The 15,482-nt window shown below is 68.1% G+C and carries 7 protein-coding genes; 5 read left to right on the forward strand and 2 right to left on the reverse strand.

The window, feature by feature from the left end:
* Positions 1-254 precede the first annotated feature (254 nt).
* Entirely contained in the window at positions 255-3,668 is a 3,414-nt protein-coding gene (locus P3L18_RS06750) for an arabinosyltransferase domain-containing protein (protein ID WP_276113680.1), read from the reverse strand.
* Positions 3,661-7,005, reverse strand: coding sequence for an arabinosyltransferase domain-containing protein (locus P3L18_RS06755; RefSeq protein ID WP_276113681.1), 3,345 nt, complete (start codon positions 7,003-7,005; stop codon positions 3,661-3,663). The genes P3L18_RS06750 and P3L18_RS06755 overlap by 8 nt, the downstream gene beginning before the upstream one ends.
* A gap of 267 nt (positions 7,006-7,272) precedes the next feature.
* Here P3L18_RS06755 and P3L18_RS06760 point away from each other — a divergent pair, with 267 nt between their 5' ends.
* From P3L18_RS06760 to P3L18_RS06780, 5 genes are all read left to right on the forward strand, one after another.
* Positions 7,273-7,623 carry a hypothetical protein gene (locus P3L18_RS06760; protein ID WP_276113683.1) on the forward strand — a complete coding sequence of 117 codons (351 nt, stop codon included), beginning with the start codon at positions 7,273-7,275 and terminating at the stop codon, positions 7,621-7,623.
* 135 nt (positions 7,624-7,758) lie between these two features.
* Complete coding sequence (locus P3L18_RS06765; RefSeq protein ID WP_276113840.1) at positions 7,759-11,043, forward strand: arabinosyltransferase domain-containing protein; 3,285 nt, start codon at positions 7,759-7,761, stop codon at positions 11,041-11,043.
* Positions 11,044-11,119: 76 nt separating this feature from the next.
* Positions 11,120-14,401: an arabinosyltransferase domain-containing protein gene (locus tag P3L18_RS06770; protein ID WP_276113841.1), complete on the forward strand. Its 3,282-nt coding sequence runs from the start codon at positions 11,120-11,122 to the stop codon at positions 14,399-14,401.
* Positions 14,402-14,538: 137 nt separating this feature from the next.
* Complete coding sequence (locus tag P3L18_RS06775) at positions 14,539-15,081, forward strand: DNA starvation/stationary phase protection protein (protein ID WP_079928482.1); 543 nt, start codon at positions 14,539-14,541, stop codon at positions 15,079-15,081.
* Positions 15,082-15,091: 10 nt separating this feature from the next.
* Positions 15,092-15,367 (forward strand): hypothetical protein, encoded by a 276-nt coding sequence (locus tag P3L18_RS06780; protein ID WP_253193840.1) that lies wholly within the window; start codon positions 15,092-15,094, stop codon positions 15,365-15,367.
* Positions 15,368-15,482: the final 115 nt, after the last annotated feature.

Raw genomic sequence — 15,482 nt, forward strand, 5'->3', positions numbered from 1 at the left:
TCTCGAGGCTCGTCGCTGGCGCTCCTCGGCACCTCGACCATCGGATGGGAAGGGCCCGATTCATCAATCGCTGGTCGAGGTGCGAGCCGCGTGCGGCGAGCCTCGAGACCGCTTGCACCGGTGCTGGATTCGGACCACTGTGGCCCGGTAGCTGTTCGGCACAGGGGGTCTCGAGGCTCGTCGCTATCGCTCCTCGGCACCTCGACCATCGATCTAAGTGAGCGCTGTCGGCGCGCTGGTGGGCGCCATCGGCGTCAGTTCATGATCGCGCGCATCGGCCCCGGGGTCCACAGACCGGTGTGGGTGTCCTGGGTGACGACGAGATCGGCAGGCGTCTGGTCGACCAGTGGGGTAAGCCGCTGCAGGCTGCCCCAATCCTTGGCCCACGAGTTGCGCAGGTAGGACGGCAGCACCGTCGCCGACAGGTCGTTGTCGACCATGCCGAGCGGACCGCCGTAGTTGCCTGCCATCCAGTTGCGCGAGTTGACCCGTTCACCGTCGGCGTCGGGGGTGATCCGCCACTTCGGGATCTCCCAGATGCCGTTGTGCACCTCGGCCGGCCGCTGGCACGGGAACGCCAGGGCGACCTCCCAGTCGAGTAGCGTCGGGTCCTTGCTGCCGACAAGGTCGTTCAGTGTCACCATCGAGGTCACCCGCGGCGGGGTCACCGCGAGCCAGCCCGAGGGATCCGAGGACGTGTAGGCCGCGACGACGCGGACGACACTCGCCCGTGGCGGCGCCTTTTCGAGCGGGAACCGCATGTTGCGCCATGCGGGGTCGGTGGCGATCCCCAGCGGCACCTGCGAGGCAACCGTGGTCACCGAGCCGTCGGGCTCGACACGACCGAACTCGAGCCGCAGCTCCGGTCCCGGATGGGTGACAGCGAGGTCGTCGACGTAGCCGACGGTGCCCGCCACCGACATCGTCACCAACGGCGCATCGGGGCTGCGCTTGGGCAGCTGATACCACTCGGAGGTCAACGAGGCACGGCTGCCCGGAGCACCGTAACTGCCGAGCACCGGCACCTTGCCCGGGTCGAGACCGAAGGGCAGCTTCACCGACGAACCGTTGACACCCTTCGTCGAGGTGGTGCCACCTGCGGTATCGGCTGTGCCGGTGGAGTTCTCGCCGGTGTCGGTGGCCGCGCTGGGGTCGGTCTGGGTGGGGTCCTGCTGGTCGGAGTCAGCGTCGTTGTCGTCGTCGTAGGTGGTCTGCAGATCCGTCGCCACCCCGTTGGGGGTGAATCCGACCATGCCCTTGCCTGCCAGCGCCGCACCTGGCGACGAGTTCTCTTGTCCGGCAACTCGTGCCGGGGAGAGCAGGCCCTTGTTGGGGTCGGCTTCGACGAGGATCGCATCGGCCAACGCACACGGATTGCCACGCAGGGCATTGACGTTGGAACTCGCCCACGACCACGAACTGCGTTGGGTCTGAATCGCTTTGGCGAAGGAGATCATGTTGAACACGAGCACGATCGCGAGCACGATCGCCAGCGAGTAGGTGGGCATCCGGCCGAGGAATCCGCGGACCCCGGAGGTCGGCTCGACGATCGGCTCACCCAGTTGGGCGCGGCGGTCGTCGCGGAAATACTGCCAGGCACCGACCAGCGTGATGATGACGGCGATCAGCAGAATCGGTTGGTAGAGCTTGATTCCGGCCACATTCGGGGTGTCGTCGCCCCACGGGATGCCGTAACTGCCTACGTACCACCATTGGTTGCGGCCGGTGAAGACGACGGCGAGTACGTAGGTGGCCGCCGCGGCGATGAAGGTCCGATTGCATCGTCGGCGGATCACCTGCGGAGAGATGAACGCTGTCGCCGCGGCGACGAGCACACCGGTCAACGTGGCGAACGCGCCGTACTGATGGGTGGCCTTGGTCGGCGAGAAGGCCAGCACCCCAACGGCTCCGGCGAGGATCGCGACGATCCGCCAGAGCGGCGCGGTGGCGATGCCGGGCACTCGGCGCCTACTCAACAGCACCAGCACGATCAGGATGACCGCGAAGAGCGTCATGAAGATCCCGACCCGGCGGGCAATCGAGCCGTCGGTGGTGGGGTTCTGCAGGATGTAGTACCGCATGGCCTCGGTCCACCACTTGTTGGTGGGTCCGACGATGCCCTGCACCTTGACGCCCTCGAGAATGGACGCGAGGGGCTGGTCGGCGAAGATCTCGTAGAGCACCAGCAGCCCCGAGGCAAGGATCGGGGTCAGCGTCGGGAACCAGCCGTCGCGCCGAATCCGTGAACGCAAGCGCACGAAAATCGGTCGCAGCGCCGCGATCAGGGCAACCGCCGCGATGGCACCGGCCGGGTGGACGGTCAGCGTGAAGGCCGCGACGACGATCGCCAGGGTCAGCGGGAAGAGGCGGCCGGTCGCCACGGAACGCTCCACCAGCAACCATGTGGCGAGGATGCCGACGGCCAGGAACGGTTCCACACGGAGACCGTTGTTGAATGCCAGCCACACCGCGAGGAAGGCGAAGGCACCCGCCCAGCGGGCCGCACGCGAATTGCGGACCGCGCTGCCGATCCGGCCGAACGCCCCGCGCGAGAGCATGAACCAGCACAGGACGCCGAAGATCAACGGCAGCAGCCGAAGCCACGGGGTGGCGGTGCTGACCTGCATCCACAGCGCGAGATACTGGTAGTGCCACCCGAACGGGTCCTGCGGCACACCGAAATACCGGTAGTAGTTGTCGAGATAGCCTGCGCCGGGCGCGATCCGGCCGACGGTCACCTGGTATCCGTCGTCGGCGGTGTTGCCGCCGACGAACAGCCAGACGATCAGCACGGCGACGATCAGCGTATCCAGGACGCTGACGTGCCACCACGGCTTACGACCGGGCGGCAGCGCGGGGGCGTCCTCGTCCTCGTCGTCCCCCCGGGGCCGCTTCATGCGCCCCGGGAGCAGGCGGCGGCGTCTGCGTCCGTCCTGGGTGTCGAGGACCGCCAGCGCGATCATCGAGGCGATGGTCATGATGATGCCGACCAGCGCCGCAGCGAGTTTCAGTGTCGTGGGGCTCGACACGAAGCGGGTGTCGACGGTCGAGGAGTACGACAGTCCCGTGGTGTCGACGGTGGAAGGCAGATCGGTGTAGACACCGATGATCTGTGGGCGTGCGTTGGGATCGTCGAGGCGGAACGAGGTCGGTGCGCCGTCGGCGGCCGAGAAGCCCTGGATCTCACCGCGGATGCCGGAGGTGTCGGCGTGGATGACGATCGTGCAGTCCGGAGTGCTCTGCGCCTGCGCCCGGGGGACATTGAGCAGAACGGCATTTCGTTGGGCGACCAGCAACCGGTCGGTGGTCGCGCGGACGAACAGCCCCACCTTGCCCGCTTCGGCCCCGTTCTCCGGAACGGTGCTGACGAGCACTCCGCCCCGGGCCGGCAGATCGGCGGCGAGCCGACACGGAACGCTCAGGTCGAGGTTGGTCGGCGTGTAGGAGACGTTGGGCGCCAAGATGTTCTCGACACCGGACGCATTCTGCGAGGTCGGCTGGGGCCACTTGATCTGCACCTTGGTGTAGGTGACCGGCAGCACCGCCATCGCGAGCGCCAGCACGATGCCGATCAGGCCGGCGACGACCGCGACGATCCGTGCGATGCGGATTCGGCGGCTACGGCCGGTGGGCTCGGCGGGCGCGGGTGTCGTGGTGGTCTCAGTCATTCTCACTCACCACCCTGATCGCTCCGCTCCTGCTCCAACCCCATTCCGTCGTGTCTCCCGTGCGCACCGTGGCCGGTCGCGCATCGGGCACCAACGGTGTCAGTTGTTGCAGCGCACCCCAATCCCGATACCAGTCACCCTGCAGATACGTCGCCATCGTGCTCGCCGAGGTCAACGCGTCGGCGGTGGTGAGGATGCCGCCACCGGAGGTCGCCGACTGCCACGACTTGGATTTGGAGAACGTCGTGGTGCGATCGGGGGTGATCCGCCACTGCGGGACCTGGCTGATCCCATTGGTCACGGTGATCGGGTGCTGGCACGGGAACTGGCTGCCGACCGACAGATCCAGCAACACCGGCGCGGTGGAACCGACGAGATTCTGCAGCGTTTCCAGCCGCGGCGCGCGCGGCGGGGTGAACGCCAGCCACTGGTCGTTGGCGAGATTGTCGTCGACGGCCACGATCCGCATCGCCGTGGCGCCCGCGGGCACCGACGACATCGGGATCCGCAGGTTGCGCCACGGGCGGTTGGGACGGTCCGGTCCGGGATCGAGGGGCACGACCGACGGCCCGATCTGCCGGAAATCACCGGAGGCGCTGGAGGTTCCGAACTCGACGGTCAACGAGCGGCCGGGGGTGACCACCCCGTCCTGATCGACGGAGAACACCGGCCCGGCCGCGGTGATGACGATCAGCGGCGAGGAGGTGCGCGCCGGCAGCGCGTACGGCATCGAGGTGAGGGTGGCGGTGCCGTTGTCGTGGCCGTAGCTGCCCATGACCGGGGTGTGGGCCGGATCGAGCCCGAACGGCAGTGCCGCGGTGGAGCCGTTGACGCCCTTGGGCCCGACCCCACCGGTGGTGCCCGGTTGCGCACCGGTGACCACGAACGGCCGGGAGGGGTCGGCGCCGGTGTTGATGGTGCCCGCGCTCACCGTCGTCGAGTCGGGCGTGAGATCCCCGGCGACGCCGTTGGGGTCGAAGCCCTCGGACTTCCCGGCGAGTGCCCGGGAGATGTCTGCGGTCCCGATCGGTCGCAGCGCACCGGTGTTCGGGTCGGGTTCGACGAGGACCTGATCGGCCATCCCGCACGGATTGCCGGTGAGCGCGCGCAGGTTGGCGCTGGCGGTGGTGTACGAATCCGACCGGGCGACAGCGGCCTTGGCGAACAGCAGCAACTCGATGAGCACCACCAGCGTCGCGATGATCACCATCGGCGAGGAGGCGATCGCGATCTTCACCCACCCCGGGGTGCGCGAGTTCTCCCGCATCCGACCGTGTTCGGCGTCGACGTCGATGCGCAGATGGAACCAGACCGCGGCGGCGAGCGCGAGCACCGTGAGCGCAAGGAAGATGCTCGAGAGTTGTTGACCTTCCAGCACCGGGGCTTTGTCGAACCACGAGATACCGAAGTCGTAGGCCCAGCCCCAGGCGTTCTGGCCGGCGGCGGCCACCGCGCAGGCGAACAGCAGGCCTGCGATGTACACGCAGAGGTTGCGGGGCGAGCGGCGTGCCGATTCGGCCACGGCCACCGCGGCGACGGCGGCCAGTGCGGCCGCGACGCCTGCATACACACCGAATTGCATCGTCCATTTGGTGGGGGTGAACGACAGCAGCAGCATCGACAGCCCGAAGGTGCCGATCAGACGCCACACCGGCGCCGGGTCGACGCCACGAACATGCTTGCGGCGCAACATGACAGCGATGGTGACAAAGACCGCGGCGAGCAGCAGCACAACCGGAACGCGGCGCACGAGGGTGCCGTCCTGGCTGCTGAGCGTCAGGTAGTAGTAGCGCAGGAATTCCTGATACCACGACAGCACCGGACCGACGGTGTAGCGCACCCGAACCGCCTCGGCGACGGCAGCCAGCGTCTGGTCGCGGAAAACGATGATGACGACCACCCCGGCCATCGCCGCGACCGGGGCGAGCGTCGCGAGCAGACCGTGTTCAGCGGCGCGACGGCGCACGTTGCGCAGCATCGGCCGCGACCCGGCCACCAGGATCGCGACCGCGATGAGTCCCTGCGGTGCGGCCGCGAGGGTCATCCCGGCGGCCAGTGTGGCGCCGAGAGCCGGCAACATCCGGCGGGTGGCGATCGCCTGCTCCACACCCCACCAGGTCAGCAGCGAGCCGAGCACGATGATCGGTTCGGAGCGCAGGCCGCTGTCGAGTGGCATCCAGAACGCGACGAACACCGCTGCGGCGGTGAACATCGCCCACTGTGAGCGGCGCACCGCGCCACCGAGTCGCGGCAGCAACACCCGGCTCAGGATGAACCAGCCGAGCAGCCCGGCGACGAGCGCGGGCAGGCGCATCCAGATGCCCGCCGTCGAGATCTGCGACCAGTGCGCGAGGAACGAGTAGTACCAGTCGAACGGCGCCTCGGGGATGCCGTAGAAGCGGTAGTAGTCGGCGAGGTATCCGGCGTCGACGCTGTTGCGGCCCATCTCCAGGATGTAGCCGTCGTCGGGGCTGCCTGCCCCCAGGAAGTGCCACACTACCAACACCGCGGTGACCGCGAGGTCGACGGCGCGCGGCATCAGCAGTCGGCGGACGTCGGGCAGGCCGATGCGCCGGTGATAGCCGCCGAGGATGTCGAGGGCCGCGACGGCTACGGCTGCGACCAGTGCGGCGAGCACACCGAGGATCATCACGGTCAGCTTGATCGCCGACGGGGTGGTATCGAAGCGGTTGTCGACGGCGATGCGGGCGGCCATTCCCGACGTCGAGTCCAGGTCGGTGAACAGTCCCGCGACCTGGGGCTGGTCGGCGGCTTCGGCGGTGCCCTGCGCTGCGGGTCCCGGCACTCCGACGAAGCGTGCGTGGGTGATCCCGGCGGTGTCGGTCCGCGAGACCCACACGTGCAGGCGTTGGCAGGTGGCGAGTTGTTCGGGCGTGGCGCTCGCCAGCTGGGAGTTGCGCACCGCGGCCGTCACACCGCCGGAGCCGGCGGTGATGAACAGGCCGGAATCGGTGGCCTTCTGCGCACTGCGCGGCATCGTCGACACGACGACCGTTGATCCGGTCCCCGTCTTCCCGACGGCATCGGCGAGCACCCGGCAGTCGACGGTCACATCGAGGTTCGACGGCGTTTGTGCGACCAGCGGGGCGGTCACCGACAGTGACTGCGGCTGCGGCCACGTGATGGTCGCGGTGTGGGCGGTGACCGGCAGGAACGGCGTCAGGACCGCGGCGACGACGGCGATCAGTCCGGCCACCACGGCCACGATCGACCAGGTGCGTGGATTCGACGGGACCTTGATCCCACCGATGTGCAGGGTGCGTCGATCGCCACGCCGATCGGGCGTGGTGGACGTCGGCGTCGCGGGCTCAGTCATCTCAGACCGACACAGTAGTGGACGCTTACTGAGAGCCGTCTCAGTAGTCGGTGTCGCGGTACGGGATGGGTCTCGAGGCATCCTCGCCCAGGCCACGGAATATTCCGGTCCGGAAAACGCGTATCCGTCAGCTGCCTGGAACTTCCCTATTGTCAATACAGAATCCGCTTGACTGCATTCCACTGATCGGTTTGGCTGAGGCGCCGGTATCGACCGGCGTCGGCGACGGACCGCGTCGTCGACCACTCTCACGAGAAGGGTTCGGCCATGACTCTCATCGGTCGCAGGATCATCATCACGTGCTCGGCGTTGTTTCTCGGTGCACTCGGGGCGGGTCTGGCAGCGCCGGCCGCCTCCGCATTCACCGTCGCTCCATACGGGAACGGCGCAATGGTCACCCTGACCCCGGGCGAGGCTGCCGCCGTGCACAACGCACATGTGGGCGGCGCTGTGGATGCGGTCACCCCCGGGTTCGGTCACAGCTCGTCGAGCGGCCGTACCGTCGGCCAGTCCATCGAGTTCCAGACCGGAGTTGCCGCAAGGTACGACCGGCCGCTCTATGTAGGAGCATGGGGCAACCCGGCGAGCCCCTCCTGGGTGATCGGCACTCATCGGTGAAGTGGGGCGGCGCGGTGACGGAACCCCGTCTCTCGAGCGGGTCACATAGCATGTGGGATCGTGCCCGTGACCGCGTCGTCTCCCGCGCTTGATCAGTGTCGGCCGACGGGGTCGCCCACGGTCCGTTCTGCACCGATCACGTTGATCGCCGTCATCGCGGGTGTCGTGGGCGCGGTGCTGTGTGTGATCACCCCGCTGTTGCCGGTGAGCGTGACGCAGGCGTCCTTCGATTGGCCGCAGCGCCTGGTGGGCGCGCAGGCGACGACGCCGTCGGTGACGGCGCCGCTGATCGCGCAGACGGCCGAGTCCCTCGACGTCACGATCGACTGCGCTGTGCTGCGCGGCCTGCCCGCCGCCGGCGGCGTGGTGCTCGCGACGATGCCGACGGCCGCTCCCGACTCGAAGGCCAAGGCCCTGTATGTGACGGCGAGCCGGGATGCGGTGTCGGTGACGTTCCGCAACGTCGCGGCCGCCTCGATCCCGCGCGCCGAGCTCGCCGCGTGTGCGCGGCTTCATGTGTTCTCCTCGGCGCGCGCGACGGAAGCGGAGTTCGCCGGGCCGGGCGGCGCACGTGTCGGCAACGCGGCCGGCGATCTCGGCGCCGACGCTCGGCCGCAGATCGACGGGATGTTCACCGATCTGTCCACCGCGCAGGTGCGGGCCGCCGGGTCGGGGATGCGGGCGCACGTGCAGATCGACAATCGGTACGAGAGCACGCCGTCGACGCTGAAACTGCTCGTGATGATCCTCGCGGTGCTCTGCGTTCTGGTGTCACTCGGGGCGTTGTTCTGGCTGGACCGACTCGGCGGGTATCGACGACGGGTCGGTGCGCGCCCCCGATGGGCGCGGCGGCTGCGCCCATCGCCGACCGATCTCGTGGTGACCGCGGTGTTGGGCGTGTGGACGTTGGTGGGTGCGGGGACACCCGACGACGGTTACATCCTGAACATGGGGCGCACCGCGGGTTCGTTCGGTTACCTCTCGGATTACTACCGCTTCTACGGGATTCCGGAGGCGCCGTTCGACTGGTACTACGCCTTCCTGGGGCACTGGTCGGCGCTCTCGCCTGCACTGTTGTGGATGTTGGTGCCACAACTCGTTGCGGGATTGGCGAGTTGGTTCGTCCTGAGTCGGGCGTTGTTGCCGCGACTCGGTGGCGCCGTGAGCCGTTCGCGGTGGGCGATGTGGTCGGCGGCGTTGGTGTTCGCAGCGTTCTGGCTTCCGTTCTGCAGTGGGCTGCGCAGCGAGTCGATGATCGTCCTGGGATCATTGCTGACCTGGTGGGCCGCCGAGAAGGCCATCGCCACAAGGGCTCTGCTCCCGGCCGCCCTCGCCGCGGTCGCCGCCGGGTTCACCCTCGCGCTGGCCCCGCAGGGTCTCATCGGGGTGGCCATCCTGATCGTCGCGGCACGGCCGCTGCTGCACATCCTGCTGGTCCGGCGGCGCGCGGAGGGGCTGGCGCCGTTGGTCGCGCCGATCGTCGCGGCCGGGGTGCTGGTGCTCGTCGTCGTCTTTCGTGATCAGACAGTGGCGACGGTGATCGAGGCGATCAAGGTCCGGTACGTGACCGGGCCGGTGATCGACTGGAATCAGGAGTATCTGCGCTACTACTTCTTGACGGTGAACACCAAGGACGGCGCCCTTACGCGGCGAGTGCCGGTGCTGTTGTTGCTGGCGGCATTGATCGTGACAGTGGCGGTCATGTTGCGGCGCAGCCGGATCAGTGGGGTGGCGCCGGGTCCCGCGTGGCGGCTGATCGGGGCCGTCGGGGTGAGCTTGCTGTTGCTGGCGTTCACCCCGACCAAGTGGACTATCCAGTTCGGGATCTTCGCCGGTCTCGGTGCGGCGCTGGCCGCCACCGCGACGGTGGCGGTGGCCCAGTCTGCGGCGCGCTCCACGCGCAACCTGACGGTGTTCGTCTCCGGATTGTTCTTCGCGCTCGCTGCGGCGATGGCCGGCAAGAACGCCTGGCCCTATGCCTACGAGTACGGCATCTCGTGGTTCGATCGGGCGCCGGTGGTGGCCGGTATCGGGGTGTCGACGATCTTCCTGGTACTCGCGGTTGTTGCCGCGGCACTTGCGGTGTGGCAACACCTGCGCCTGGATTACGTCGCCAATCGCGGACTCGCGCACGGCGACGGGCACAGCCGCGCCGACCGCCGGCGCCTGATTGTCGCGTCGTCGCCGATCGCGATCATCGCGGCGTTGATGGTGATCTCCGAGGTGCTGGTGTTCGCCAAGGCGGTGGCGGTCCGGTATCCGGCGTTCACGGTGTTCGGCGAGAATCTGAACACGGTGCGCGGCAACAGTTGTGGCATGGCCGACCAGGTTCTGGTTGAGTCGGACCCCAACGCGAACATGTTGCGCCCGGCGGGCGGTGAGACGGCGTCGGCGGCGTTGTCGGGCACGCGATCCGGTGCGACGTCGGTCGGCTTCTCCCCCGACGGTGTTCCCGACGATCTCACGCCCAAGCCCGGTAGTGCTCGTCCCGGTCAGATGAATGTGGCCGCACCCTTTTCCCAGCCGTTCGCCATCACCGGCGGGCTCGGCGCGGGGACCACCGGCGGGCGCGGACCGCGGACCGTCAATGGCTCCACCGCGGCGCTCCCGTACGGCCTCGATCCCGCGACGACGCCGGTGCTCGGCAGCTACGGCTACAACGGCGAGGCCCGGCTGACCACCGACTGGTACGACCTGCCGGCGCGCAATTCGACTCCGCTGCTGGTGTTCTCGGCCTCGGGATCTGTGGCGAGCATCGACATGTTCGGGGTATACATCTTCGGTCGGCAGGTGGTGGTGCAGTTCGGCAGGCCGGGACCGGACGGCTCCTTCGAGCAGGTCGGTCCCGACGTGTTACCGATCGATCCCGGGCCGGTGATCGCGAATCGGCCGTGGCGCAATCTCCGGGTGCCGATGGCGGCGGCACCGCCGGCGGCCACGGTGATGCGGCTGTCGTTGCTCGACGACAATCTCGGGGAGGATCAGTTCTTGGTGATCACCCCACCGCGGGCGCCGAAACTGGCAACGCTGCAACAGGTTGTCGGTTCCGATGCGCCGACGCTGATCGACTTCAGTGTGGCCGCGCACTTCCCGTGCCAGCAGCCGTTGCAGGTCACCCACGGGGTCGCGCAGGTGCCCCGATGGCGCATCCAACCCGACTTTGTGACCGCCAACTCGCAGTCGAAGACCTGGGAAGACGGCGATGACGGTGGCCTCCTGGCGATTTCGGAGAGTACGACGTCGGCGCAGACGGTGCCGACGTATCTGTCCGGCGACTGGTACCAGGGCTGGGGAGCACTGGAGAAACTCACGCCGCTGGCCGCCGGAGCGCCCGTCGCCGCGCTGACCGTCGGCACGAGCACGCGGTGGGGCTGGGCTCGAACGGGATCGATCAGGGTGGAGTCGTCGGATGACCAGTGAGGGTCGGCAGACCGATGTCGCCGAAGGGACACCGGGTATTCGGACCCGTGGTACTCGGATACCCGGTGGTCGCGGCGTGCGGATCGCCGCCGCGGTCACCGGCCTCCTGGGTTTTCTGCTCGCGCTCCTCACCCCACTGTTGCCGGTGAATCAGTCCACAGCCGAACTGAATTGGCCGCAGGGGTCGGCAGTCGGCAACGTCGCCGCGCCGCTGGTGGCGTTCGTCCCGATCGACATGGACGTCGCGGTGCCGTGCTCGCCGGCCGCCGAGTTGCCGACGTCGGGCGGGGTGTTGCTCTCGACGCTGCCCGAGGGCGGGCAGCAGGCGTCGGCGCGAGCGCTGTTCATTCGGGCAACATCCGATTCGCTGGTGGTCACCGACCGCGACGTAGTACTGCTGAGCACCCCACGTGCGGCCGCACAGTCGAATCCGAACTGTCGCATCCTCTTCCATGCCGACGGCACCGGTGTCTCGGCGCGCTTCGCCGACGGTCCCGGGTCGGCGTCGTCGGCGCCCACCTTGCCTGGCGACGGCCAGCACACCTTCTCGGTACCCGATCAGCAGATGCGCCCGCAGATCGTCGGCGTCTACACCGATCTCCCCGCGACAGCGTCCCGCGAGGGTCTACGCCTGCACGCCACCATCGACACCCGGTACGTGAACTCCCCGACCACGCTCAAGATCATCGCCATCGTCGCGGGGATCGCGATGACGATCGCGTCGTTGGTGTTGCTGGGCGTTCTCGACCATCGGGACGGTCGGGGGCACAAGCGTTTCCTGCCGTCGGGGTGGTGGACGATTCGCCCGCCCGACGTCGTGGTGTTCGTGATCCTGGCGTTCTGGTGGATCGCCGGCGCCAACACCTCCGACGACGGCTACAACTTCACCGTCGGCCGGATCACCGGCGCCGCCGGGTACGCCGACAACTACTTCCGGTATTTCGGGGTACCGCAGGACCCGTTCGGCTGGCACTTCCAGGTCATCGCCGCGATGACCCACGTCAGTCTCGCCGCGCCGTGGATGCGGCTGCCCGCGTTCGCTCTCGGCCTGCTCGGTTGGTGGTTGATCTCGCGTGAGGTGATTCCGCGGTTGGGGCGCGCGGTGCGTCACAGCACCCCTGCGGTGTGGTCGGCGGCCTTCGTCTACCTCGCGATCTGGTTGCCGTACAACAACGGTCTGCGTCCCGAACCCGGCGAGGCGGTGGGCGCGTTGCTGACGTGGTGCTGCGTCGAGCGTGCGATCGCCACTCGCCGGTTGCTGCCGTACGCGGTCGCGGTGATCACCGCGGCGTTCACCCTGGCACTCGCGCCAGGTGGTCTGATGGCGGTGGCCGCCCTGCTCGCCGGCGTCCGGCCGATGGTGAAGGCCGTGGTGACCCGACGTCGCCGTGACGGTCTGGTGCCGATGCTGGCGCCGATCCTCGCCGCGGGCACCGCGGTGCTGTTCGAGATCTTCGCCGCGCAACCGCTGATGCCGCTGCTCGTCGGCAATCAGGTCGCGACCGACGTCGGCCCGACCCTGGAGTGGTGGGAGGAGCCGGTTCGGTATTACTACCTGATCCTGCCCACCGCCGACGGTACGTTGACCCGGCGCTTCGGAATTCTGGTGATGATCCTGTGCCTGGTGGTCGTGCTACTGCGGCTGTTGCGCCGTGTTCATCCGAACGGCGTTGCCCGCGCACCGATCTGGCGGCTGATCGCCGTAACCCTGGGCACCATGTTCTTCATCTCGTTCACACCCACCAAGTGGACCCACCACTTCGGTGTGTACGCCGGCATCGCCGGTGGTCTGGCCGCCGCGGCCGGGGCCATGATGGCGCCGGCCATCCTGCGGTCGCGCCGCAACCGAACCTTCTTCGCCGCAGCGCTTCTCGCGGTGACCGGCATTTCTTTCACCGGCACCAACGGGTGGTGGTTCGTCGGTAGTTACGGTGTCCCGTGGTGGGATCGGCCGCCGTCGCTGGGTGGTGTGCAGTTCGGCTGGGTGTTCCTGGTCCTCGCGGTGATCACCGCGGCGGTCGGGCTGTGGTTCCACTTCCGTGACGACTACGTCGACGAGCCGACCCGCACCGGCCACTCCGACCACTGGTACTCGCGGCTGAAATTCTCACCGCTACCGGTCATCTCGTGTTTCGTCATCGTGTTCACCGTCGCCACCTTCGCCAAGGGCGCCTACGCGCAGCGCGATTCGTTCTCCTGGCTGAACTCCAACGTGCGCGCGCTCACCGGCAACTCGTGCGGTCTGGCCGACGACGTGCTCGTGGAGGCGAACCCGAACACCGGTCTGCTGCGCCCGGTTGCCGTCGACGGCCGTCCGGCGCCCGACACCTCCGCCGCGCTTGCCGGTACCCCGACCGGTGTGCCACCGAATGGATTCTCCCCCAACGGTATTCCGAACCAGCTCAGTGTCGACACCACCGAGGACGACAGCGCGTCGTCGGCGACCAACAGTGCGCAATCGGGGGCCGGCGCCAACGAGTCCTCGTCGTCGGACGACTCCGCACAGGGCGGCACCGCAGGCGGACAGGGCGCACGAGGTATCAACGGGTCGACGGTGCAGTTGCCCTTCGGATTGACCCCGTCACAGACCCCGGTTCTGGGCACCTACGGATCGCCGACGGGGACCGCAAGCCTGACCACATCCTGGTATTCGATGCCGGCGCCCTCGGATGCGGCACCGTTGTTGACGATCGCGGTCGCCGGATCGGTGCAGGCCACCGACGGGGTCGGCGTCGTCCATCCCGGCCAGCAGGTGATCGCCCGGTTCGGCCGGCTCGGTGCCGACGGACGTGTGATCCCACTGGGCACGATGACGCCACTCGATATCGGCGAGGCGCCGACCTGGCGCAATCTACGCTTCCCCCTGGCGAATTCGCCGGCACGAGCCGATGTCGTGCGCATCGAGGTCCGCGACACCGCCGGTGCGCCCGCCGAATGGGTGGCACTCACCCCGCCGCGGATCACCACCATGGCCACCCTCGACGACGTCGTCGGACGCACCGATCCGGTGTTCATCGACTGGCTGCCCGGCATGGTGTTCCCCTGCCAGCAGCCGATGGCCGTGAAAAACGGTGTGCTGCAGGTACCCCGGTGGCGGATCATGCCCGACGCCGACGCAACCCGCAAGAACAGCCAGACGTGGATGGCCGGTACGGCAGGTGGACCACTCGGCATCACCGAGGCCATGCTCACCCCCACCCTGTTGCCGACGTATCTGCGCAACAACTGGGCGCGCGACTGGGGTGGCCTGCAACGATTCACCGAAATCGATCCGGCACCACCGGCACGGCTCGATCTCGGTACCGCCCGGAGGTCGGGGCTCTACAACCCGGCACCGATGCGCTCGAGCGGATATTGACCACCGCTGGCTGACCACTGCCGGCGCCACTCGACGCCAAACCCGCGGCGTTATCCGATCGTTACCGACCATTTCGGTTCCGTGACGCATGACGGAGCCGGCTTGGGCACACCTCGCGCCGGCCATAGCGTTGCGGCATGACCACATTCACCGCTCCCGGACTCAGCAGCGAAACCGCTTCTACCGTCACGAAGATCCTGCAGGAGCGTCTCAGTGCGCTCAACGATCTGCACCTCACCCTCAAGCATGTGCACTGGAACGTCGTCGGCGCGAACTTCATCGGTGTGCACGAGATGATCGATCCGCAGGTCGAGCTGGTGCGCGGCTACGCCGACACCATCGCCGAGCGCATCGCCACCCTCGGCGAATCCCCGCACGGCACGGCCAAGGCGATCGAGGCCGACCGTTCGTGGGACGACTACTCGATCGGTCGCGACACCGCGCAGGCGCACCTCGGCGCGCTGAATCTGGTGTATGACGGTTTCATCACCTCGCAGCGCGATGCGATCGCCACCACCGGCGAACTCGACCCGGTGACCGAGGACATCCTGATCGGTCAGACCGCCGAGCTGGAGAAGTTCCAGTGGTTCGTTCGCGCGCACCTCGAGAGCTACACCGGCGACCTCGCGACGGCCGGCCAGACCACCGAGGCCGACGCCGCAGCCGCGGCTCGCAGCTGAAAACCTGCTCATGCCAACCGATTCCGCTCCTGCGGCCGCGGATGCCCGGCATCCGGCCATGATCCACCCCGCCGCCGGTGATGCCGAGGTCTCCGCGACCCCGGCGTCACCGGACTCCGGGCAGTCCCGCGTCGGCTTCTGGTGGTGGGCCATGATCGTGGCGGTCATCATCTGGATGACCGTGATGGCCGTGGGCTTCGTCGGCTCGATCCTGCTCGCCCTGGCCCTCGTCGGGTTCTTTGTTATCCTGGCCGCAGGCACGGTGTTCGCACTGTCCCGGCTCTGAGCGATCCGCCCTCCGAGAGATCTGCCCTCCAAGAGATCTGCCCCTGGGGTGATTCACCGGAGTACCGGGGAGAATCCTCTGCCGATACACCGGATGTGAAGCCAACCGCATCCCA

Origin of the sequence: Gordonia sp. N1V (assembly GCF_029269935.1) — a bacterium.
GTDB lineage: Bacteria > Actinomycetota > Actinomycetes > Mycobacteriales > Mycobacteriaceae > Gordonia > Gordonia polyisoprenivorans.

What these genes read in the sequence shown, in the direction of transcription:
- P3L18_RS06750 (WP_276113680.1), bottom strand. Translation starts at nt 3,668, where the DNA reads ATGACTGAGACCACCACGACACCCGCGCCCGCCGAGCCCACCGGCCGT.
- P3L18_RS06760 (WP_276113683.1), top strand. Translation starts at nt 7,273, where the DNA reads ATGACTCTCATCGGTCGCAGGATCATCATCACGTGCTCGGCGTTGTTT.
- P3L18_RS06755 (WP_276113681.1), bottom strand. Translation starts at nt 7,005, where the DNA reads ATGACTGAGCCCGCGACGCCGACGTCCACCACGCCCGATCGGCGTGGC.
- P3L18_RS06775 (WP_079928482.1), top strand. Translation starts at nt 14,539, where the DNA reads ATGACCACATTCACCGCTCCCGGACTCAGCAGCGAAACCGCTTCTACC.
- P3L18_RS06780 (WP_253193840.1), top strand. Translation starts at nt 15,092, where the DNA reads ATGCCAACCGATTCCGCTCCTGCGGCCGCGGATGCCCGGCATCCGGCC.